This is a genomic window from Candidatus Devosia phytovorans (assembly GCA_029202405.1).
Classification (GTDB): Bacteria; Pseudomonadota; Alphaproteobacteria; order Rhizobiales; family Devosiaceae; genus Devosia; species Devosia phytovorans.
In genome coordinates, this window is record CP119312.1 from 1,862,588 (window position 1) to 1,884,682 (window position 22,095).

A 22,095-nucleotide genomic window follows, 5' to 3' on the forward strand; every position below is an offset into this window, starting at 1 on the left:
AGGTGAGCGATCATGTCATGTAATTTGTCGTGCGCAGCGCCTTAGCTGACCAGCGGCACGACATTGCCTGCCCCGGCCTTGGAGCCGAGCAGCTTCTTGATGTTGCGGGCGGCCTGGCGGATGCGCTGTTCGTTTTCGACGAAAGCCAGGCGGATATATTGATCGCCATATTCGCCGAAGCCAACGCCGGGCGCGACGCCGACGCCGGTTTCCTTGATCAGCAGCTTGGCGAATTCGAGCGAGCCGAGATGGGCGAACTGGGGCGGAATGGGCGCCCAGGCAAACATGGTGGCCTTGGGCACGGGAATGTCCCAGCCAGAGCGGGCAAAGCTTTCCACCATGACATCGCGGCGGTGCTTGTAGATTTTCCGCACTTCCTCGATCACGTCATCGGAGCCGTTGAGCGCTGCGGTGGCGGCGACCTGGATCGGCGTGAAGGCACCGTAGTCGAGATAGGACTTTACACGCGCCAATGCAGCGATCAGCCGTTCATTGCCTACGGCAAAGCCGACGCGCCAGCCGGGCATGGAATAGGTTTTCGACATGGAGGTGAATTCCACCGTGATGTCCATGGCGCCGGGCACCTGCAGCACGGATGGCGGCGGCGCGTCCTCGTCGAAATAGATCTCGGAATAGGCCAGATCGGACAGGATGAAGATGTCGTTGGCCTTACAGTACTTCACCACCTCGGTGTAAAAATCGAGGTCGGCCGTGTAGGCGGTCGGATTGGCCGGATAGTTCAGCACGATGGCAATCGGCTTGGGGATCGAGTGGCGCACGGCGCGGTCGAGCGAACGCAGGAAATCCTCGTTGGGATCGGCCGGCATGGAGCGCACGACGCCACCGGCCATCAGGAAGCCGAAGGAATGGATCGGATAGGTGGGGTTGGGCACCAGCACCACGTCACCGGGTGCCGTGATGGCGGAGGCCATGTTGGCAAAGCCTTCCTTGGAGCCCAGGGTCGCAACGACCTGGGTATCGGGATTGAGCTTCACGCCGAAGCGGCGGCCGTAATAGCTGGCCTGTGCCTTGCGCAGGCCTGGAATGCCGCGCGAGGTGGAATAGCGATGGGTACGCGGATCCTTCACCGTCTCCTGGAGCTTCGCGACGATATGCTCGGGGGTCGGCATGTCGGGATTGCCCATGCCCAGATCGATGACATCAACGCCCTCGGAACGTGCCTTGGCCTTCAGCGGATCGATATGGGCAAAGACGTAGGGGGGAAGACGACGGATCTTGTGGAAGTCTGCGCTCATGATTTCCTCGGGTGGCCGCGACGCGCCGATCAGCGCTACGCCTTCTGTTTGAGGCGTGGATTATCGCGGAATTATGGTTGTGAACGGGTTAAACGGCCTGCTTTGGGCCGGAATATCGTGTTCGGCTCTTCCCGGCCCATGGGCGGGCCACGCGGGAAGAGCTAGCGGGCGTTTGCCGCCGCGGAAACCGCAAGCGCAGCGATTGCTGACGCAACGCAGGGCACTGCACCAATGGCGAGCGAGGCTCCAACCTTAGCAACAGTGTATAGAGACGGCATGTCCCTTGCCCTTCAGAGATGATTTTTGTAAGGAAATCAGGTATCGATAAGGCCGTTCATAATTCCTTGCAGGGGTATTGTAAATGGTCCGAAGGGTGCCAACCTTCGGCTCAGGACGGCATATGGTGAGGTTACGAACTTGAAGCGCATTGCCCTGGTGACGATCGGCACGCAAGGCGACGTTCAGCCCTATCTGGCCCTGGCCATTGCGCTCAAGGAGCGCGGCTACTCCGTCGTTCTGGGCGCATCGGAAGAATTCCAGGACATGGTGGAAGGCTATGGAATCGAATTCCATACGCTTGGCCCATCGATCCAGTCCTTCCTCAACCAGCAGCGTTTCGAGAATGCGATGAGCCAATCCATGCTCATCAATGGCCCGAGCCTGCTACGGCAGGGCCAGCAGATCGTCGACACCGCCGCCCGCCATGCCTGGCGCATGTGCCAGGGTGCGGACATGCTGATCCTCAACATGAACACCAGCTTTGGCATCGACATTGCCGAAGCGCTGCGCATCCCGGCCATCATGGTCGCGCTGCAGCCGCTCAATTCGACCAGCGAATTCCCGCTCTGCATGTATTACGGCGCCGATTTCGGTCCAGCCTTCAACAAGCTGAGCTATGCGACAATGACCGTGCAGCAGATCTACTACAACCTGCCGCGCAACAAGCTGCGCCGCGAGCTGATGGGTCTGGAAGCGCGCAAGAATGGTGGCTTCTTCCGCAATACCGACGGCACGTACCTCACGACGCTCTACCCCTATTCCACCGTCGTGTCGCCGCGCCCGCGTGACTGGCCCAAGGGCGCCATCGTCACCGGCTATTGGCAGCTCAAAGACCGGACCGACTGGCAGCCGTCGCCGGAATTCCAGAAGTTCCTCTCCGAGGGCGACGCACCGGTCTATATCGGCTTCGGCTCGATGCCCTTTGGCGCCGAGCGCAACACCAAGATTCTCAAGGAAGCCGTCGCCATGTGGGGCGGCCGGGCCGTCGTGGCGCGCGGTTGGGGCGGCATCAATCCGCAGGACCTGCCCGATAGCATCTTTGCCATCGAGAAGGCGCCGCACGACAAGCTGTTCAAATATGTCTCGGCGGTGGTGCATCACGGCGGCGCTGGGACGACCTCGGCGGGTCTCCATCTTGGCCGACCGACCTTTGTCGTGCCGCAGATCGTCGACCAGCCCTATTGGGGCCGCCGGGTCTATGAGCTGGGCTGCGGCCCCAAGCCGGTGCGCCTGCGCAAGCTGACCTCGGAAATCCTCGCCGGCGCCCTGGCGGACCTCTCGACCAATGAAGACTACCGCCGCAACGCGGCCGACCTCGCCGAACAGCTGCATGGCGAACAGGGCACGGACAAGGCTATCAAGGTGATCGAGCGCGTGATGACCAGCTACGTGCCGCCACACCTCAAGAAGCCGAAAAAGGTCAAGCAGGCGAAGGCACCGCTCAAGCTGGTCGGCTGAAGCGCGTCATATTTCCATCGTCTTGTTTCTGCAGCCTGATTTGATTGAGGGCTACCCATGTTTTTGCGGGTTTTTAGAACTGCCGCCGTTATTTGCGCATTGCTTTTGAACGTCCCGACACAGGCGCAGTCGATCGCCACGGCCGCAGAAGTGGTTCAGGCGATGGGCTTCGCCGAGGACTATGACAGCTATGTCGACTTGACTGTGACGGGGATGACCGACAACGGCTTGATCGGCGGAACGACCAAGGATGTGCGCAAGCTGCAGGGCGAGGTGCGGCAGTATCTGCTCGATGAGCGGGCGCAGGTGACCAGCATGCTGGCGCTGAGCCTCGATCAGAACCGCAGCATGGGTGAATTGCAGATGCTCAAGCTCATGCTGGACGAGGGAATGTCGCTCGACGACCTGCCCGGTCAGGTGAGCTATGCGCTCAAGGCCGAAATTTATAATGCCATGTCCGCCTATGCCCTGGTGGTAGCGATGGGCAGTGGCGGCCATTAGCCAAGCCGTTGAAACACCACAATATCATCACGGTTCTCCCGCAGCTTCCATCCGTTTGATCATTTGCGGAGGCGAGACATTGCGCATGGGTCGATTTTTGAGTGGGTACGCGGCGGCTGTTGCCGTGGTGATGGGCCTCGGTTCCTCAGTTGCGGCGCAGACACCCGAAACTATTTCCCGGATCATTGAAGAGCTGAATTTCAACGGGGGCTATGAGGCGCGGGTCGATGCGCTGATCGAGCAATTCGCCGCAAAGCCTGCGGTCTGGCGCAATGACGCCGATCCGGTCGAAGTGCGTGCGGAGACGATGGCCCTGCAGCCCGAGGCCGAGGCCCGGCTGCGGGAGGTTCTGGCGATCAAGTTCTACGAGGACGAGTTGCAGGACGTGCTGGCCGAAGTGGAAGAAGCAGGCCAGGTCGATTTCACCCAAGAAGGGCTGCTATACGCGCTCAACCACGAGTTCGACAGCGCCATTTCCGATTTCGTGATGCCGATGATCGGCTGGTAGGCCGAACCCGTCTGAGGCACGAAAATATTCACACCTACGGTGTCACCCCGGCCTTGAGCCGGGGCCTATCCTGAGATCAAACCGCCGCCGCAAGATGGTTGTGGCCAGCACGACGACCTGGCGGCAGGATGCAAGATCTCGGGATGGGTCCCGGCTCAAGGCCGGGGTGACATCGCATGTGTTGACCGTCTGGTGATCAATTGCAGCCTATTGGGCCGCGGTGCAGAAGACTTCGAGATTATTGCCATCGGGGTCGATGACGAAGGCGGCGTAGTAGGTCGGGCTGTAGTCGCGCAGGCCTGGTGCGCCATTATCCTTGCCACCATTGGCAAGGGCGGCCTCGTAAAAGGCGCCGACGACACTGCGGTCATCGGTCTTGAAGGCCAGGTGGACATTGGAGCCGCCCTTTTCATCGGCGCCGATCCAGAAGTCGGCGTCGCTTTTACCCAGGCCGGCGGCCCCGGGATATTCCATCATGACGGTGTAGCCGATCGGCGCCAGAGTTGCCTTGTAGAAGGCCAGAAGTGCGTCGAATTGGGCCGTGCGCAGGCCGAGGTGATTGAGCATTGGAGGTCTCCTTGCATGGAGGCTCCATTGACCATGGCGCTGCTGACGGCTTGTGTCAGCAGATCACGAAAAAGGGAGGCTTGCGCCTCCCTTTCTGCATTTCGGCAATGTCTCTTGCCTATTGGGCCGGGACAGCACTGCCTTCATTGGCGTCGAGTGCCTCGATGCTTTCGCCGCGATCGTAGGCAGCCTGGTCGAGAATGCCTTCGCGCTTGGCGACGATGGTCGGGATCAGCGCCTGGCCAGCGACGTTGACAGCGGTGCGGCCCATGTCGAGGATCGGATCGACCGCAAGCAGCAGGCCGACGCCTTCGAGCGGCAGGCCCAGGGTCGAGAGGGTCAGCGTCAGCATGACGGTGGCGCCAGTCAGGCCGGCCGTCGCGGCCGAACCGATGACCGATACGAAGACGATCAGCAGATATTCCTGGATGCCGAGCTGGATGCCGAAGAACTGGGCGACAAAGATCGCCGAGATCGCCGGATAGATGGCGGCGCAGCCGTCCATCTTGGTGGTGGCGCCGAGTGGCACGGCGAAGGCAGCATATTCACGTGGCACGCCCAGGTTCTGCTCGGTGATGCGCTCGGTCAGCGGCAGGGTGCCGATGGAGGAACGCGATACGAATGCCAGCTGGATGGCCGGCCAGGCGCTCTGGAAGTAGCGGATCGGGTTGAGGCCATGGGCCTGCAGCAGGACCGGATAGACCACGAAAAGCACCAGGGCGAGGCCGATATAGATGGCCGCCGAGTACCAGCCGAGCTGGGCCAGCGCGTCCCAACCATAGACGGCCACGGCATTGCCGAGCAGGCCCACGGTGCCGATGGGCGTGAGACGGATGACCCACCAGAGGATCTTGTGGACGATCTTGAGGAAGGAACGGTTGAAGGCGAGGAAGGGGTCGGCGGCGGCACCGACCTTGAGGGCGGCGATGCCGACGGCGATCGAGACCACAAGGATCTGCAGCACGTTGAAGTTGAGGCTGGTGGTGGCCGAGCCGTCGGTGACGCGGGTGGATGCCTGCAGCCCCAGGATATTGGAGGGGATCAGACCCTTGAGGAAATCGAGCCAGGAGCCCGAGGAGGCCGGCGCCTTGGCGGCATCGGCAAGCACGGCGCTATTGAGGCCGGGCTGGATGATGAGGCCGAGCGCAATGCCGATGGCCACGGCGATCAACGCGGTGATGGCAAACCAGAGCAGCGTCTGCCAGACCAGTTTGGCGGCATTGTTGAGCTCGCGCAGATTGGCGATGGAGGCGACGATGGCGGTGAAGACCAGCACCGGGACCAGGGCGCGCAGCAGCGAGACGAAGGTGGAGCCGATGGTGGAAAGGGTCTGGACCAGCCAGTTCGGATTGCCGGCGGCGTCGGGGCCCATGGTGCGGGCGATGTAGCCGAGAGCTAGGCCGATCACCATGGCGGCGAGGACCTGGAAGCCGAAGGAGCGATAGAAGGGTTTGGGGGCCTTGGGCGCCCGGGCAGCGGAGAGGGTGGTGGGTGACATGCAGTGACCTGTTATTCTTGCCGATGGCGCCGCCCAGATATTGAGCGCTCTGCCTCGAAATTAGCCACAATCTACGCCCAGCCCGCGCGAGTTGCTGCGCACGGCGTTCCGTTTCCACAGGCGGAATGGAAAATTCATATCGAGTCTCACCCGGCTAGCGCAAAGCCAGTCCAGATCAGGCTTTTCTCAGGATCAAAGTTGCGATTCCGGCGAGGGCCGGCGGAAGCAACAGGGCCGTGGCGAAAGCCGTGAGCAGCACCCCTGCCCCGGTGTCGAACCAAGCCAGCGCGGCGAGCGCTATCGCGCAGAGGGCGAAGGCCAAGCCGGTGATGCGGTGCACCCAGCGCCAAGCGCTGTCAGAGCGGATCGACCAGGGCATGCGCAGACCGGCATAGGTGTGGCGCTCGGCCTCGAAGAGCACGACGCCCAGCCCGAACAGCGTGAGCGCCAGGGCAAAGCTGGTGAAGCGGATGAGGTCGAGGTCGGAGCCTATGCCCATGAACAGCAGGCCGAGCTGGCTGGCGGCGATGACGGCCATCACGAGGGTCATCGCCGGATCGAAGATGTGCTGGGTCTTGGCATAGTGGTTTTTCGTTAGCGCCCGGCCGAGGCCGAAGAACAGCGCCAGCAGCACAACCTGCAGCAGCGGCGCCACCAGCAGCACATCGCGCGGCCAGAGCCAGTCGGCATTGCTGGCAGACCAATGGGCGGGGAAGGCATAGGTCAGCGGAATGCGCAGATAGCCAACGCCGGTCAGCGCCAGGGTCACGGTCAGCAGCAGCAGGTGGAAGCGGGTGACGAGGTTTTGCATGCGGCCAGATATACGCACCCGCCGGTCGGGGGGAAGCTTTGCTGACAGGAAATGTCGTCCGGGAATGAAACCCTATTGCCGTTCAACAATTGGCCAATTGCAACGGAAGGATGTTTTCATGTTCATCATATTGGGTGCCAGCGGCAATATCGGCTCGCGCGTTACCGAGGCGCTGCGGCAGGCGGGCAAGCCCGTGCTTGCTGTCGTTCACAGCGCGGAAAAGGCAGATGCAATCAGGGCGGACCTGGTCGAGCCCGTCGTTGTCGACCTGCGCGACAATGCGGCGCTGGAGCGGATATTGCAGCGCGGCAAGCGCGCTTTCCTCCTCAATCCGCCGGGCGATCCGGCCGGTGACAGCAATGCCGAGGAACTGGGGACGGCACGCAGCATCACCTCAGCCCTTAACGCAAGCGGCCTGGGAAAAGTGGTCTTGGCTTCGACCTATGGCGCTCAGCCCGGGGATGGGATCGGCGATCTCTCGACGCTGCATGAATTCGAGTGCCTGGCGCTCGCCAGCGGCATTCCGGTCGCCATCAATCGCGGCGCCTATTACTTCACCAATCTCGACATGCTGGCCGAAGCAGCAGGCGAAGGTGTGTTGCCGACGGCTTTTCCGGCTGACCTCGCGCTACCGATGGTTGCGCTTGACGATCTGGCTGCAGCGGCGGTCGAGCGCCTGGTCAGCGGCGTCGAGGACGTCGGCATCAAATATGTGGAGGGCCCAGCCCGCTACAGCTTTTCCGATGTTGCGGCGAGCTTTGCGCGTCATCTTGGGCGGACAGTGTCCGTTCAGACCACGCCGCGGGACCAGTGGGAAGAAAGCTTCCGCGCCGTCGGATTTTCGGAGGTTTCCGCCAGATCCTTTGCCCGGATGACCGCTGCGACGCTCGACAAGCCGGATCTGCCGAGCAGCCCCACCCGCGGCCGTGTCACGCTCGACGACTACATCGCCGGGCTGGTGTCCTGAACGCCAAAAGAAAAGGGCCGGTTTCCCGGCCCTTTCCAAAAGATGCAGCAGTTCGAGCTTAGCGCTTCGAGAACTGGAACGAACGACGGGCCTTTGCCTTGCCGTACTTCTTGCGTTCGACGACGCGCGAGTCACGGGTCAGGAAGCCGCCCTTCTTGAGGATCGGGCGCAGGCCCGGCTCGAAGAAGTTCAGGGCCTTGGAAATGCCGTGACGAACGGCACCGGCCTGGCCGGACAGGCCACCACCGGCAACGGTGACGACGACGTCGTACTGGTCATTGCGTTCGGTGACGACGATCGGCTGCTTGACGATCAGCTGCAGAACCGGACGGGCGAAGTAGGTGGCGAATTCGCGACCATTGACGGTCACGGTGCCCTTGCCCGGCTTGATCCAGACGCGTGCGACAGCGTTCTTGCGCTTGCCGGTTGCGTAGGCGCGGCCCTGGGCGTCGAGCTTCTGGGCATGCACCGGAGCGGTGTTCACAGCCGGAGCGACGGTCGAGGTGCCGAGGTCTTCGAGGGAGTTGATGGTTTCGGCCATATTACTTCACCCGCGCATTCTTGGGATTCATCGCAGCAACGTCCAGCGTAGCCGGGTTCTGCGCTTCATGGGGATGCTCGGCGCCCGAGTAGACGCGGAGGTTCTTGAGCTGGGCGCGGGTCAGCGGGCCGCCCGGCATCATGCGACGCACGGCGTTCTCGAGCACGCGCTCGGGGAAACGGCCTTCGAGGAGCTGACGGGCAGTCCGGTCCTTGATGCCGCCCGGATAGCCGGTGTGCCAGTAGAACTTGTGCTGGTCGAGCTTGCGACCGGTCAGCTTCACCTTGTCGGCATTGATGACAACAATGTTGTCGCCCATGTCCATGTGGGGGGTGAAGGTAGGCTTGTGCTTGCCGCGCAGGCGCGAGGCAATGATCGAAGCAACGCGACCCACGACGAGGCCATCGGCGTCGATCAGGATCCACTTCTTTTCGATCTCGCTCGGTTTTGCCGAGTAAGTGCTCATGTTGAATTTCCCTAGAAATTGGGGGCTTGCAGCCTCCATCCAGAGACGAAAGCGGCACGTTCGGCGGTCCGTGTAGGGGGGATTCCACCCCTCGTCAATAGGTTTGATTTAGTGTTGTAAAATCAATGACTTAACTATACGGTATAATATTACCGCATTTTCGACTTCGAGGTAAGGGAGAGTACCCCCACCTAGCCTCCCCCTGTAAAGGGGGAGGGATCAGATCGCGTTCTTGGCACGATCTTGCCCTCACCACTACGCAGTCCCTCCCCCTATCAGGGAGACGATAGGTGGGGGTACCCGACAAAGACACTTCGCGTATCGCCTTATGCCCTCACCCGCCGCATGTCGGCGATATAGGCCATGGTGACGCCGGCCAGCATGAAGGCCAGGGCCTGGTGGCCGACGGCCAGCGAAATCGGCACGGCGTGCAGCAGGGTCATGATACCCAGCACGGCCTGCAGCAGAATGAGGATGGCGAGGCGCGGCAGCCAGCCGTGCACGCCCTTGTAGCCGCCCATGGCGTGTTGCTGCCACAGCAGCACGGCGACATAGGCCACAATGACATAGGCGATGGTGCGGTGGATGAACTGCACGGTCAGGTTGTTCTCGAAGAGATTGCGCCAGAACGGCTGCATGACGCCCAGCCCATCTGGCACCAGCGCGCCATCCATCAGCGGCCAGGTGTTGTAGCCCATGCCGGCGTCGAGCCCGGCAACGAAGGCCCCTGCCCCGATCTGGAGGATGATGAGCACGAGCAGGATGACGGCCGAGGCCATGTTCTGCCCGGAAACGAAGCCGGTGACCCGGCCCGGTTCCAGCGAGCGCGGCACGTAGATCAGCGCGATGAAAAGCAGCGACGCGGCGGTCAGATGGGCGGCGAGGCGATATTGGGAGACCGATGTCAGCTCGGTCAGCCCCGAGGAGACCATCCACCAGCCCAGCGCGCCCTGGAAACCGCCGAGGATGAAGAGGCCGAACAGCGGCCAGGCCAGTTGGGGCGTGAAGCGCTTCTGCACGAGGAAGACGAGGAAGGGCACGGCGAAGAGCACGCCCAGCACGCGACCGAGCAGGCGATGCAGATACTCCCAGAAGAAGATGTATTTGAAGTCGTTGAGCGACATCCAGCTGTTGTTGACCATATATTGCGGGATCTGCTTGTAGGCCTCGAACTCGGCATTCCAGTCGGCGTCGCTCAGCGGCGGAATCGTGCCCGAGATGGGCTTCCAGCTGGTGATGGAGAGGCCGGATTCGGTCAGCCGCGTGATGCCGCCGACTACCACCATGAGCAGCACGAAGGCGGCCATGGAATAGAGCCAGATCCGCACTGGGCGCAGGCGATCGCTGGCCAGGGTGGTCTCACTCAATGCGGCATTTTGGGCGGTGGTCACGGCAGTTTCCCGGTGTCGGTCATAAGCGCGGAGTGGTATGCCCCAGGGCCCGTCCCTGCAATAGGCCTCTTGCCGCACATGACCCAGCGCAACCGCAAAGCTCTTGGAATATTGCTGATCCTCGGCTCGATCGTGGCCTGGCTCAGCCTCTTCACCTCGGTCTACCTGGCCTTCCCGCCCGACCTGCCGATCTGGATCCTGATGCCCTATTTCATGGTTGCGGGCATGGGCTGGCTCTATCCGGCCATGGCGATCATCCGCTGGATGGCCAAGCCAGACGCCTGATTTATCCTGTAATTTTGCCCATGACCGAAAAGATGGCGCCGGTGGCAAAGACGTCGACAAAGCGCCGCGACTGGAAGAGGCCATTGAGCGAGACGCGCGGCAGGGCCAGTGGCGTCTGCGCGTGGTGGGCATAGAGGCCACCCGGGCGCGTCGTCACCGCCGTGGCAAAACCCAGCTCTTTCGCAAGATCAAATTCGCGTGGGCCGCAGGAGAGCGGACCGCCCAGGGGATAGGACAGATGCGCCGGGCGCTTGCCGAACTGGGCCAGCAGGATATCGGCCGACTGCTCGATCTCGCTGCGCGCCTGATCGAGCGGCAGCTTGGCCAGCTCATAGTGATGCACGGTGTGGGCGCCGATGGTGCAGAGCGGATCGCTGGCAAAGGCTTTGAGCTCCTGCCAGTCCATGATCAGCGCGCGGCATTGCTGTTCGAGGTCATAGCCATAGGCTTCGGTGAAGCTGCGCAGCAGTTTCAGGCGCTCGGGCTCGGGCGCCTTGCGCATCTGCCAGTAGAGCGTGTTGAAGGCGAGGTTCTTCTGCGCCGTGGTTTTGCTGTCGACATAGTCGGTATGGCCATTATTCGTCAGCGCGATGGCGTCCTGGCGGGCGATGACATCTTCGATTGCCTGCCACCAGAGCTCACCCACACCGTCGACCAGCGCCGTCGGCACATAGAGCGTGAAGGGCGCCTGGTGCTTGCGCAGGATCGGCAGGGCGTATTGCAGATTGTCCTTGTAGGCATCGTCAAAGGTCAGGACGACGAACTGCCGCCCACCCTCGGGCGCAGCGAGGCGTTCCATGGCTTCGTCCAGCGTCACGATGTCGAGGCCCAGCGCCCGGACGCGCTCGATGACATAGTCGAGGAAGTCGGGCTGCACCTGGAGGATCGCATTGGGCGAGAAGTCGGCAGGTTTCTCCGGCAACACACGGTGCAATGTGAAGATCACCCCGCGCGATTTGGAGAGCGTGCGGATGAGATGGGGCAGCCGCGACAGCCACAGGGCTTCGAACATCGCCCGGATGGCCGTGTATTTCAGCGACATGGCGGCGTCTCCGTCAGGCGGCGACCTGGGCCGGGGTTGACGTTACGTCGCAGCGGTCAAAGCCGGCATTGAGCAGCAGCTGGCGCGTCTCGGCCACGTCATCCATATTGTCGCCCGGACCGGCGACCAGCACCAGGCGGCCGTCGATGCCGTCAAAGAAGGGCAGGCTCGAGCCCATGCCGACCTTGCCGGTCATCAGGATCACCACTTCGTAGATATCGCCCAGAGCTTCGACCAGGGTCATCGGCTTGGTCGAGGCGCGGAGGATCGTGGCGCCCCTGCCCCAGGACACTTCGGCAAAACTATTGTCGGCCGATTTCTGCACGATATCGCCAAAGCTGGCCTCGTCAGTGCTGAGGTCGGTCAGGCCGGGTTCGTCGCCGGGCGTAGCGCTGCCGGCATCGATCAGGGCAACGCTGAGACCGCGGGCAATGGCATCGCCGATCAGCTCTTCGGCCAGGGCCTCGCAATCCTGATTGCTATTGTGGCCAGCCAGCATCATCAGATGCGTACGACCGAGCACGAGATCGGAGGCCAGTTCGGAAGACCGGGTCATGTGGATGGCCGGCAGCGGCATCTGCCGCGTCGGCATGGCGACAGGCTCATCGGCCTGTTTTGCCGGCTCGACCACCGGCTTGGCCATGGCGTCGAAGACGTCTTCGTCTGGTGCAGTTTCGGCGACGTTCTCCTCAGCCTCGGACTGTGCCGGAGCAAGATAGCGCTGGAAATGCGGTTCCTCGGCAAAGGTCGAGCGCGGCGGTTGTGCGACGGGGTCGCTTTCCAACTCGTCGTCGGGCTCTTCTTCGAGCACCACTTCGGCGACGACGGGCTCGACCACGATGACTTCGGGTTCGGCAACCTCTGCCACTACCGGTTCGATCTCGGCCTCTTCAGCCACGAAGGGCATTTCATCGAGCTCGTCCTGCGGACGAACGGGCACGGCAGCCGGGACAATGGCGCGGCCAGAGATCAGTTCGCCAAAGACGATCAGGCCCACCTGCACGGCCAGCGAGACGAGAGCCACGGCCAGCAGGATCAGTTGCGATTTGGGCGATGCCGGGCTGACGGCCGGTGCGGCGACGGTGACCACGCGCACATCGGGCAGGGCCGAGTTGGAGTCGACGCGCGAGACGGCTTCAGTATAGCGCTGCAGATAGCCTTCGAGCAGGTTGCGCTGCGCCGCGGCTTCGCGCTCCAGCGAATCCAGGGTCACGCTATCGCGGGTGACGGTGCCAGAGGACGACTGGGCCCGGGTGAGGTCAGCCTGCAGCGAGGTTTCGAGATCGGCTTCGATCTGCGCCTCGGCTTCGAGCGCATCGGCGACGCGACGACCTTCGAGGGTGATCTGGTTGTTGAGTTCGGCGATCTGGGCGCGGAGCGCCTGGATGGTCGGGTGATTGGGCAGGAGCGTTGCCGAACGCTGCGCCAACTCGCCCTGGAGGCGCCCCTTTTCCTGACCGAGCTGCTGGATGACGGCTGAATTGCGTACATCGGGCACGCCATCGATCGGCTGGCCCTGCTCGATCATCCTGCGGATCAGCGCGGCGCGTGACAGGGCGGTGTTCTTGCGTTCCTGGGCTGAGGTGATCTGACCGGCAACGGTCTGCACCTGCTGGTCTGCAAGGCTGGTGTTGTTGGCGCCGACGAAGATGCCATTGTCGACCTTGAAATCGGCGACGGCCGTTTCTGCAGCGGTGACGGTCACCCGCAGCTTGGCAATTTCCTCAGCCATCCAGGAGGAGGCTTCGGCGGTGTCGGAAATCGACAGCTGGGCCCGGCGCTGCACGTGGGCGGCAGCGACGGCATTGGCAATGTCCGCGGCCAGCTGGGGATCGGTGGAGCGGACAAGAACCGAGATGATGGCCGAGTCGCGCTCCTGGATGACGGTTAGGCGCTCGTAGAGGGTGTTGAGCACCGTCTCATCGACACTCACGGGCGCGGATGCACTACGACCCATCAGGCGCGAGATCAGGCCCATGGGGGAAAAACCGCCGCCACCGGCGCCATTGAATTCGGGCACGGAGCGGAGATCGAGCTTGTCGATGACCGTAAGCAGCGTGTCGCGCGATTTGATCAGTTCGATCTGGCTCGAGACCACGCCAGCTTCGCCGCCGCTCAGCGTTGGCGCCTGCTCGCCGAAGGGGCGGGCGTAAACATTGCTGCGCGGCTCGACGAGGATGGAGGCAGAGGATTCATAGAGCCGCGGCATGAACATGAGCAGCACGAAGGTCGCCGCCAGGAGCAATCCTGTCAGCAGGATGATCCGCGGCAGGCGCTTTACGACAGCGCCAATCACTGCACCGACATCGATGCGGGCATCGCGCACGGCCTGCGACTCATAGGTCATGGGTATTTCCTCGCACTACGCGGTAATTTATGGCCGCATCGTGGTAAGCATTCAGTTAATCGACCCGCCGCTCGCCAAGGAACAACAAGGCGCTAAGGACTTTTTTAACCATGCGGACCGACATTGGGGGCAGAACAAAGCCCTGGAATGATCATGCGCTGGTTGCCGATTCTCGCGATACTCGCCCTGCCCTTGCTGGCGGCCTGCGCATCGACGCGTCCAGCCACCTATCTGGTCGAGACCAAGGGACCCTATCAGCTCGACACCGGCGATACGCTGCGCGTCAGCGTCTATGGCGATGCCGAACTCAGCACGACCTACAAGGTGGATGACAGCGGCTCGATCGCCTTCCCACTTGTAGGACCAGTTCAGGTGCGTGGTACGACAACCAATGCCGCCGCCGGACGTGTCGCTGCCGCGCTGGCCAATGGCTATATGCGCAACCCCAATGTTGCCGTCGAGGTCGCCGAGTATCGCCCCTTCTTCATTCAGGGCGAGGTCAAGAATGCCGGACAGTTCCAGTATGTCTATGGCATGACCGTTCGCGCCGCGATCAGCACGTCGGGCGGTTTTTCGGAGACGGCGGACCGCAATCGCGCATTGGTCTATCGGCGCCAGGGCGATCAGATGGTCAAGGGCACGGTCGATCTCGACTTTCCAATTTATCCGGGCGATACGGTGGTCATTCTCGAACGCTGGTTCTGATGTGCCCGAAAACAGTCTGCGTATCCTCCAGGTCATGCGTGCGCCGGTGGGGGGACTCTTCCGCCATGTCGCCGACCTGACCCGCGAGCTGTCCGCACGCGGCCATAAAGTGGGCCTCGTTGTCGACAGTCTGGCCAATGACGCGCAGACCGAAGCTAGATTGCAAGAAGTCGTCCAGCATGCTGAGCTGGGCGTGCACCGCTTCGAAATGCCTCGCGTTCTGGGCAGCGGCGACCTCAAGACACCCTTTGGCGTGCGCCGTCTGGCCAGGTCGCTCGACGTCGACATCATGCATGGCCACGGCGCCAAGGGCGGGTTTTACGCAAGGCTGGCAAGGCTTTCCGGCAGCCGCGCCCAGGCGCTTTATACCCCGCATGGCGGCGTGCTGCACTTCTCCAAATCCTCGGGCTCGGGCCGCGTCTTCCACATGCTGGAGCGCTTTCTGATGGGCCAGACCGGCGCCATCATCTTCGAGAGCGCCTATGCAGAGGCGACCTATTCGGCCCTGATCGGCAAGCCGAACTGTCAGACGCGCGTCATCCATAACGGACTGGCGCCCAACGAATTTATCCCGGTCGAGACGGCGCCGGACGCAGCCGACTTCGTCTTCGTCGGCGAGTTGCGCGACCTCAAGGGCATCCATATCCTCATCGACGCCCTGCCCCAGGTGACCCGTCCGGACGGCAGTCCGGCGACGCTGGTGATGGCCGGCGATGGCCCAGCCCGCGCCGAGCTAGAAGCGCAGATTGCACGGCTGCAACTGTCTGAGCGCGTTCAACTTCTTGGCGCCCAGCCGGCCCGACCGACCTTTGCCAAAGGCCGCATTGCCGTCGTTCCATCGCTGGCGGAATCGCTACCCTATGTCGTGATGGAAGCCGCCGCAGCGCGCCTGCCGGTGATCTCCACCCGCGTCGGCGGCATTCCCGAAATCTTCGGCCCAACCGCGCAAGAGCTTGTGCCCGCTGGAGATTCCGACGCCCTGCGGGATGCAATGCAGGCCGCGCTGAGCAATCCATCGGCGGCAAAGAGCTCGATGGAACTACGACTGGCCCATATCGAGCAACACTTCTCGATCGCTGCCATGACCGACAGTATCGAGACGCTCTATCGCTCCCTTATGACTCGAGCTTAACCCGGCAACTTCACCGAGTTTAAACCCCTCGCCGGTGATAGTGACGCGCGAATTTTTTGCGGACGCGTCCAATGTATCGAGTAGACCCCAAGCAGGCCATGCTGGACCATGTGTCCAAGCAGACCGCTGCCGGAGAATCCGGCCGGCGCCTGTTGCCCCAGGCCGAAGTCATTATCGCAGCTCCCGTCGAACGCACGCTTTCGGGCGCCGTGGTGGCGGGCGTGGCGCAGGTCGTCGAGGCCGTGCTGATGGTGGTGCTGGGCTATGGCATCTACGAATACTATGTCGAGCTGGGGCAGCCGGCCTTCTATATCCCGGTGATCCTGGCCTCGTGCCTGCTCGCCAATGTGCTGTTCAACGCGGCGCGCACGCATCGCATTGCGGCCTATCGCACGATTTTTTCCCAGATTAGCCGGGTTCTGGTCGCCTGGACGCTGGTGATGACCGTCCTCATGGTCGGCATCTTCTTTCTCAAGGCAAGCGACTATTTCTCGCGCGTCTGGCTGGCCAGCTGGTATGTCGGCGGCGCCCTGATGCTGGTGGCCTATCGGCTTGGCCTGCGGGCGCTGGTCATGCGCTGGACGGCGCAGGGCCGCTTGCGGCGGCGCACGGTGGTGGTCGGTGGTGGCAAGGATGCCGAGGAGCTGATCGAAAAGATCGGATCCAGTGCGAGCAATGACATCATGCTGCTGGGCTTGTTCGATGACCGTATCGACGAGCGCTCGCCGGAAATGGTGGCGGGCTACCCCAAGCTTGGCAAGGTCGCCGACCTGATCGAATTTGCCCGCCGCACGCCGGTGGATCTGGTCATCGTCTCGATGCCGCTGTCGGCGGAAAAGCGCGTGCTCGACATGCTGACCCAGCTCTGGGTGCTGCCGGTTGACATCCGCCTCTCGGCGCATATGAGCAAGCTCAAATTCACCGACAAGGCCTATTCCTATGTCGGCGACATTGCCGTCTTCGACATGGCCGACCGGCCGATCTCGGACTGGAACCTGGTCTTCAAATGGGTGTTCGACAAGCTGGTGGCGCTGACGGCGCTGATCCTGCTATCGCCGATCATGCTGGTGACGGCCATCGCCATCAAGCTCGAGAGCCGAGGCCCGGTGTTTTTCATGCAGAGCCGGCATGGGTTCAACAATGAGCTGATCAAGATCTACAAGTTCCGCTCTATGCGGACCGACATGCTCGATGCCGGCGCGACAAAGCTGGTTACCAAGGATGATCCGCGCGTCACCAAGGTCGGCAAGTTCATCCGCAAGACCTCCATCGACGAGCTACCGCAGCTGTTCAACGTGCTCAAGGGTGAGTTGTCGATCGTCGGCCCGCGCCCCCATGCGCTGCAGGCCAAGGCCGACAACCAGCTGTATTACGAGGCCGTGGAAGGCTATTTCGCGCGTCATCGCGTCAAGCCGGGAATGACGGGCTGGGCGCAGATCAATGGCTGGCGCGGCGAGACCGACACGATCGACAAGATCATGAACCGCGTGAACCACGATCTCTATTACATCGAGCACTGGTCGATCCTGTTCGACCTCTACATCGTCATGATGACGCCGGTTTCGCTGGTCGCCAAGAACGAGAATGCCTATTGAGCACCGTGGGCACGGCTGATGCTGGACTGTTTGCGGCGGGCACGCAAAGCCTTGGCGCGGCCTTCCTGCGCAGCCGGCTGCATCGCATGCTCGACTTCATGGTGGCCTTCTGGATATTTTCCGGAGGCTTCGTGCTGGTCGAGCCTTCGCCATACGAGCTGACGTTCCTGATCGTGGTGCCGCTGGCGCTGGCAGCCGGTATCGGGCTCTACCGCTCGACCTTCGGCCTTTTTGGCATCCTGATGGGCTTTACGCCCTTTGCGCTGATTGCCGTGTTCCAAGCGCGCTACAATTCGATCACGGATTCGCTGATCTTCACGCTGGTGACGGTCTTCCTGCTGGTGACGTCCTATTTCGTTGCCAACTATGTCGCCGAGCAGACCGAGCGGCGCATGCGGCTGATCATGCGGGCCTATACGGCGATCGCAGTGATTTCGGCTGTTATCGGCACGCTGGCCTATCTCGGCATCATGCCGGGTGCGGAGCTGTTCACACGCTATGGCCGCGCCAAGGCCGCCTTCAACGATCCCAATGTCTTCGGGCCTTTTCTCGTGCTGCCGGCCATGTATGCGCTGCAACGCGTGCTGCTGGGAGACAAGCGCACGGCGATCATCGCCGGCGGCATCTACATGGTGTTGTTCGTTGGTGTCTTTGCCAGCTTTTCCCGTGCGGCCTGGGGGCATTTTGCCTTTTCGTCGCTGATTGTCCTGGTGCTGTGCTTCTGGCTGGAGGCCAAGGCGCGCGAGAAGGTGCGCATCATGATCATGTCGCTGGTCGGCGCCGGCATGCTGATCGTGGCGCTGGGCGGGCTGCTCAGCATTCCCGCCGTGTCATCGCTGTTCGAGCAACGCGCGGCCGGGCAGAATTACGATTCCGGCGACACGGGTCGTTTTGGCCGCCAGGGCTATGCGTTCGAGCTGGCGCTCAACAATCCGCTGGGCATCGGGCCGGGTGAATTTCGCAACCTGCGCATCGTGGAGGAGCCGCACAATGTCTATGTGTCGGTGCTGCATGTCTACGGCTGGGGCGGCGGGGCGATGTACTACCTGCTGGTCATCCTGACACTGTGGAAGGGCATTTCGGCGCTAAGGCGCCCGTCCCCCTATCGGCTGGTGATGATACCTTTGGTCGCGACCTTCACCATGCTCGTGGGCGAGTCGGCGATCATCGATAGCGATCACTGGCGGCACTATTACCTGCTGGTGGGTCTTATCTGGGGCATTGCGACCGCCATCCAGAACGGGCCGCGACAAGTGTCGGGCGACAGGAAAATCCTGATCTAGAGCGTTTCACCGTTTCCGAGAAACGATGAAGAACGCTCCAAGTTTTTGTTTGTGGCGTTTTCGAACCGCAAAAGTGAGGCCACTTTTGCTGAAAACGCTCTAGCCCCAGATCGGGCCGCGCAGATAGCGTTCGGCCAATTGCGCCGTCCCATCGGCAAAGCCCGACGTATGCTGGCGTGCGAGAGCGGTTTCGCTATGCGAGCCGATCCAGGCCAACAACGCCATGCGGCGCAGCATGACCATGGAATCAAGAGCAGCGATGTCCTCGGGCTGCAGCGGGCGGATGGTCTGGTAGCCTTCCAACCAGGCGGCCTTGAGCGCTGGAACAGCCTTGTTGGTCTCATGGAAGGAAGTGGCCGCCGCGAAGTCATAGGCGAACCAGCAGAAGCCGCAGTCGTCGAAATCGATCAGATGCACGGTGTCGCCGTCGACAAGCAGATTGCCCAGGCGCATGTCGGCGTGGATCAGGCCGTAGCGGTCTGCTCCGGTGCCATATTCGCCAAGCCGTCGCCAGAGCGCCGAATCGAGGCGGTCGAGGATCGGCCGATTACGCTCGTTGACGCCGGGCGCGACGCGCCAATCGCCCCAAAGGCCATCGGCGTCGAGAATGGTGGCGGCCTGCCAGATCTGGCGGTGAAAGCCGGCCGGACGCTGCCATTGGCTGGCATGGAGATGCATGGTGGCGGCATAGGCGCCGAGCTGGACGAAGATATTGCCCAGATTGCTGTCTGGCGTGGGCTCGCCACCCGGCAGGAACTGGAAGAGCACAGCGAGGCGTTCGCCATTGCCGGTGGCAAAACGCTGGATCAGTTCACCGTCGCGACCGGCAACGGGCCGAGGAATTGACAGGTCTGTGTCTCGGTGCAACGCCTTCAACCAGGCCAGTTCGCTCTCGATGGAGGGACGGGACTGATAACCCGCGCGATGAACGCGCAGGGTGAAACGCGCCTCGGAAGGCGTTTCCACAAGGAAGGTCTGGTTTTCGGAGTGGTTGATCTGGCGGGCAGAGCCGCCGGCGACCTCGTCCCAAAAGGAGAGTACAGGCTCAACGTCCCGCGCAAGGATCGGCATGGCAAGGTTCCCGACTTGCAGCCTGTGCCCGCAATTGACCCCAGGCTTACCGAAGAAGGAAGATGGTCGGAGCGGCGGGATTCGAACCCACGACCCTTTGTCCCCCAGACAAATGCGCTACCAGGCTGCGCTACGCCCCGACTGAGCGGAGACATAGAGAAACAGGGGATATGGCGCAACCCTGATTTTTCGCAGGTGTGTGAACAAAGCGCGATTTTTCATTCTGGCGGGACGGCTTGTCGCAAAAAGCCCACCCGGGACGATGGACTTTTGGCAGGCGGCGCGGGGACATTGAGCCGATCCGGAGCATTTGTGGCGGCGTCCAGGTTTCCTGCGACGCCGCCAAAGAAATCAGATACCCCTGCCCTCGAGCAGCGCTTTGACCTCGGGATCGCGGCCGCGGAACAGGCGATAGGCTTCGGCGAAGTCGCGCTTGCCACCGGCCGAGTAGATATATTCGTGCAGCCGCGCGGCGATCTTCGGATCGAAGGGATCGCCGGCTTCTTTGAAGGCCCCAAAGCCGTCGGCGTCGAGCACTTCGCTCCACAGATAGCTGTAGTAGCCGGCGGCATAGCCATCGCCAGAAAAGAGATGGAGGAAATGCGTGCTGGCGTGGCGCAGCGCGATTTCCCGTGGCATGCCGATGCTGTCGAGGACGCTCTTCTCGAAGTCGGCCACCGAGCCCGCCATGGGTTGGCTGTGATAATCCATGTCGAGAATGGCGGAGGAGACGAATTCTACCGTCTCGAAGCCGGAATTGGCGGTGCGGGCGCTGTGCATGCGTTCCAACAGGTCTGCCGGAATCGGTTCGCCGGTTTGCACATGGGTGAAACGGGCAAGCACCTGCGGCTCCTCCATCCAGTGTTCGTAGATCTGGCTGGGCAGTTCGACGAAATCGCGCGCCACATTGGTGCCGGCCAGACGCGGATAGGTCACGTCCGATAACAAGCCATGGAGGCCATGGCCCATTTCGTGAAAGACCGTGCGCGCCTCATCGAGCGAGAGCAGCGCGGGCTGGCCGGCCGGAGGCTTGACGAAATTGCAGGTGTTGACGATCAGCGGAATCGGCGCGCCGTCAAGCTTTGCCTGTTCACGGAACGAGGTCATCCAGGCGCCGGAGCGCTTGCCGGAGCGGGCGAAGTAGTCGCCGTAGAAGAGGCCGATGACCTTGCCGCCACGCGTGACCTCCCAGACCGCAACATCGGGGTGGTAGCCCGCGATATCGCTGCGCGGGGTGAAGGTCAGCCCGAACAGTTTGCCGGCGACGAAGAAGCCCGCCTCGACGACCTTTTCGAGCTGCAGGTAGGGCTTGAGTTCATTTTCGTCGAAATCGTAGCGGGCGACGCGCAGCTTTTCAGCGTAGTAGCGCCAGTCCCAGGCTTCGATTGGCCCGGCCTGCCCCTCGGCCGTGGCAAGATCCTGCAGGGCATCGCGATCGCGCTCGGCCCGTGCCTTGCCTCCCGCCCATACCTGTTCGAGCAGGGCCCGGGCCGCAGCGGGCGAGCCGGCCATGGTGTCGTCGAGCTTGTAGTCGGCGTAGCTGGCATAGCCAAGGAGCCTGGCCTGTTCGGCGCGCAGGGCGACGATCTCGGCGATCACCGCGGCATTGTCGTTCTTGTTGCCATTGGCGCCGCGCTTGATGAAGGCGCGCCAGACCTGCTCGCGAACATCGCGATTGCTGGCGAAATGCAGCACGGGCTCGACGCTGGAGCGCGATGGCGTGATGGCGAAGGGTTGCTCCAGACCCCGGCTACGGGCCGTTTCTGCCGCTGCCGAGCGCGCAAATTCGGGAAGACCGTCCATATCGGAAGCGGAAAAGGCCATGTGGCCCTCGTCTTCGTCCGCGAGAACATTCTGGCCGAACTGGGTGCCGAGCGTCGCCAGGCGCTCGGAAATGCCGGCGAAACGCGCGCGTTCGTCGGCGTCAAGCCGCGCCCCGGCGCGGGTGAAATCGAGATGGTAGCGCTCCAGCACCCGCAGCGCCTCGGCATCGAGCTGCGACTGATCGCGGTCACGATGGAGCGCGTCGATGCGGGCGAAGAGATCCGCGTTCAAAAAGATCTGGCTTTCGTGGCGTGCCAGGAGCACGGCGACTTCGCGTTCCACGGCCTGCAGCTCAGGGGTGGTCGCGGCCGAGGTGAGTTGACCAAACAGCATGGAGACGCGCTTCAGCGCCTGGCCCGACCGTTCCATCGCGAGCACCGTATTGTCGAAGCTCGGCGCCGCCGCTTCCTGCGCAATCGCGGCGATCTCGGCGCGGTGTTCGTCCAGTGCGGCGTCGAAGGCGGGCTGGAAATGCGTGGTCTCGATCAGGTTGAAGGGCGGGGTCTGATGGGGCGTGGTCCAGGCGGACAGCAAAGGGTTGGTCAAGGAATGGCTCCGGATTTTGCAC

General features: G+C 62.4%; 20 protein-coding genes and 1 tRNA gene. 9 read left to right on the top strand and 12 right to left on the bottom strand.

Translation table 11 applies throughout. The features are described 5' to 3' along the window. Positions 1-41: 41 nt before the first annotated feature. Entirely contained in the window at positions 42-1,256 is a 1,215-nt protein-coding gene (locus tag P0Y65_09305; protein WEK06417.1) for an LL-diaminopimelate aminotransferase, read from the bottom strand. Positions 1,257-1,673: 417 nt separating this feature from the next. On the opposite strand from P0Y65_09305, the gene P0Y65_09310 reads away from it, so the two are divergent. The 3 genes from P0Y65_09310 (at position 1,674) to P0Y65_09320 (ending at position 4,002) form a co-directional block, all read left to right on the top strand. Beyond that, positions 1,674-2,993 (top strand): glycosyltransferase, encoded by a 1,320-nt coding sequence (locus P0Y65_09310; GenBank protein ID WEK06418.1) that lies wholly within the window; start codon positions 1,674-1,676, stop codon positions 2,991-2,993. A gap of 105 nt (positions 2,994-3,098) precedes the next feature. Further along, the gene (locus tag P0Y65_09315) at positions 3,099-3,494 is read left to right on the top strand and encodes a hypothetical protein (protein WEK06419.1); all 396 of its coding nucleotides are present in this window, start codon (positions 3,099-3,101) and stop codon (positions 3,492-3,494) included. 85 nt (positions 3,495-3,579) lie between these two features. Then, the gene (locus tag P0Y65_09320; protein WEK06420.1) at positions 3,580-4,002 is read left to right on the top strand and encodes a hypothetical protein; all 423 of its coding nucleotides are present in this window, start codon (positions 3,580-3,582) and stop codon (positions 4,000-4,002) included. Between the two features lie 207 nt (positions 4,003-4,209). Here the strand turns inward: P0Y65_09320 and P0Y65_09325 are convergent, their stop codons facing one another. The 3 genes from P0Y65_09325 to P0Y65_09335 form a co-directional block, all read right to left on the bottom strand. Next, entirely contained in the window at positions 4,210-4,569 is a 360-nt protein-coding gene (locus P0Y65_09325) for a VOC family protein (protein WEK06421.1), read from the bottom strand. A gap of 118 nt (positions 4,570-4,687) precedes the next feature. Beyond that, positions 4,688-6,067, bottom strand: coding sequence for a dicarboxylate/amino acid:cation symporter (locus tag P0Y65_09330; GenBank protein WEK06422.1), 1,380 nt, complete (start codon positions 6,065-6,067; stop codon positions 4,688-4,690). A gap of 175 nt (positions 6,068-6,242) precedes the next feature. Then, positions 6,243-6,878, bottom strand: a complete 636-nt coding sequence (locus P0Y65_09335; GenBank protein WEK06423.1) for an SdpI family protein — start codon at positions 6,876-6,878, stop codon at positions 6,243-6,245. A 118-nt stretch (positions 6,879-6,996) separates the two neighbouring features. Between P0Y65_09335 and P0Y65_09340 the strand changes: the two genes are divergently transcribed. Next, positions 6,997-7,845 carry an NAD(P)H-binding protein gene (locus P0Y65_09340; GenBank protein WEK06424.1) on the top strand — a complete coding sequence of 283 codons (849 nt, stop codon included), beginning with the start codon at positions 6,997-6,999 and terminating at the stop codon, positions 7,843-7,845. A 58-nt stretch (positions 7,846-7,903) separates the two neighbouring features. On the opposite strand, the gene rpsI is transcribed toward P0Y65_09340, so the two are convergent. The 3 genes from rpsI to P0Y65_09355 form a co-directional block, all read right to left on the bottom strand. Next, on the bottom strand, positions 7,904-8,386 hold the full coding sequence (gene rpsI, locus P0Y65_09345; protein WEK06425.1) for a 30S ribosomal protein S9: 483 nt from the start codon (positions 8,384-8,386) through the stop codon (positions 7,904-7,906). A gap of 1 nt (position 8,387) precedes the next feature. Continuing rightward, complete coding sequence (gene rplM, locus P0Y65_09350; GenBank protein WEK06426.1) at positions 8,388-8,852, bottom strand: 50S ribosomal protein L13; 465 nt, start codon at positions 8,850-8,852, stop codon at positions 8,388-8,390. Between the two features lie 326 nt (positions 8,853-9,178). After that, a complete protein-coding gene (locus P0Y65_09355; GenBank protein ID WEK06427.1) occupies positions 9,179-10,243 on the bottom strand; it encodes a COX15/CtaA family protein in 1,065 nt (354 codons plus the stop codon). 78 nt (positions 10,244-10,321) lie between these two features. On the opposite strand from P0Y65_09355, the gene P0Y65_09360 reads away from it, so the two are divergent. After that, positions 10,322-10,528: a DUF2842 domain-containing protein gene (locus P0Y65_09360; protein ID WEK06428.1), complete on the top strand. Its 207-nt coding sequence runs from the start codon at positions 10,322-10,324 to the stop codon at positions 10,526-10,528. 1 nt (position 10,529) lies between these two features. Here the strand turns inward: P0Y65_09360 and P0Y65_09365 are convergent, their stop codons facing one another. After that, on the bottom strand, positions 10,530-11,570 hold the full coding sequence (locus tag P0Y65_09365) for a polysaccharide deacetylase family protein (protein WEK06429.1): 1,041 nt from the start codon (positions 11,568-11,570) through the stop codon (positions 10,530-10,532). A gap of 13 nt (positions 11,571-11,583) precedes the next feature. Next, positions 11,584-13,917 (bottom strand): GumC family protein, encoded by a 2,334-nt coding sequence (locus P0Y65_09370; GenBank protein WEK06430.1) that lies wholly within the window; start codon positions 13,915-13,917, stop codon positions 11,584-11,586. 153 nt (positions 13,918-14,070) lie between these two features. On the opposite strand from P0Y65_09370, the gene P0Y65_09375 reads away from it, so the two are divergent. From P0Y65_09375 to P0Y65_09390, 4 genes are all read left to right on the top strand, one after another. Next, a complete protein-coding gene (locus P0Y65_09375) occupies positions 14,071-14,622 on the top strand; it encodes a polysaccharide export protein (protein ID WEK06431.1) in 552 nt (183 codons plus the stop codon). A 1-nt stretch (position 14,623) separates the two neighbouring features. After that, a complete protein-coding gene (locus P0Y65_09380) occupies positions 14,624-15,754 on the top strand; it encodes a glycosyltransferase family 4 protein (protein ID WEK06432.1) in 1,131 nt (376 codons plus the stop codon). A gap of 71 nt (positions 15,755-15,825) precedes the next feature. Next, entirely contained in the window at positions 15,826-17,349 is a 1,524-nt protein-coding gene (locus P0Y65_09385) for an undecaprenyl-phosphate glucose phosphotransferase (protein ID WEK06433.1), read from the top strand. Continuing rightward, complete coding sequence (locus tag P0Y65_09390; GenBank protein ID WEK06434.1) at positions 17,346-18,632, top strand: hypothetical protein; 1,287 nt, start codon at positions 17,346-17,348, stop codon at positions 18,630-18,632. Before P0Y65_09385 ends, P0Y65_09390 begins: the two co-directional genes overlap by 4 nt. 99 nt (positions 18,633-18,731) lie before the next feature. Here the strand turns inward: P0Y65_09390 and P0Y65_09395 are convergent, their stop codons facing one another. The 3 genes from P0Y65_09395 to P0Y65_09405 form a co-directional block, all read right to left on the bottom strand. Next, positions 18,732-19,703, bottom strand: a complete 972-nt coding sequence (locus tag P0Y65_09395; GenBank protein WEK06435.1) for a phosphotransferase — start codon at positions 19,701-19,703, stop codon at positions 18,732-18,734. 63 nt (positions 19,704-19,766) lie between these two features. Next, positions 19,767-19,843: transfer RNA gene (locus P0Y65_09400), tRNA-Pro, on the bottom strand. A gap of 211 nt (positions 19,844-20,054) precedes the next feature. After that, positions 20,055-22,073: a M3 family metallopeptidase gene (locus P0Y65_09405; GenBank protein WEK06436.1), complete on the bottom strand. Its 2,019-nt coding sequence runs from the start codon at positions 22,071-22,073 to the stop codon at positions 20,055-20,057. Positions 22,074-22,095: the final 22 nt, after the last annotated feature.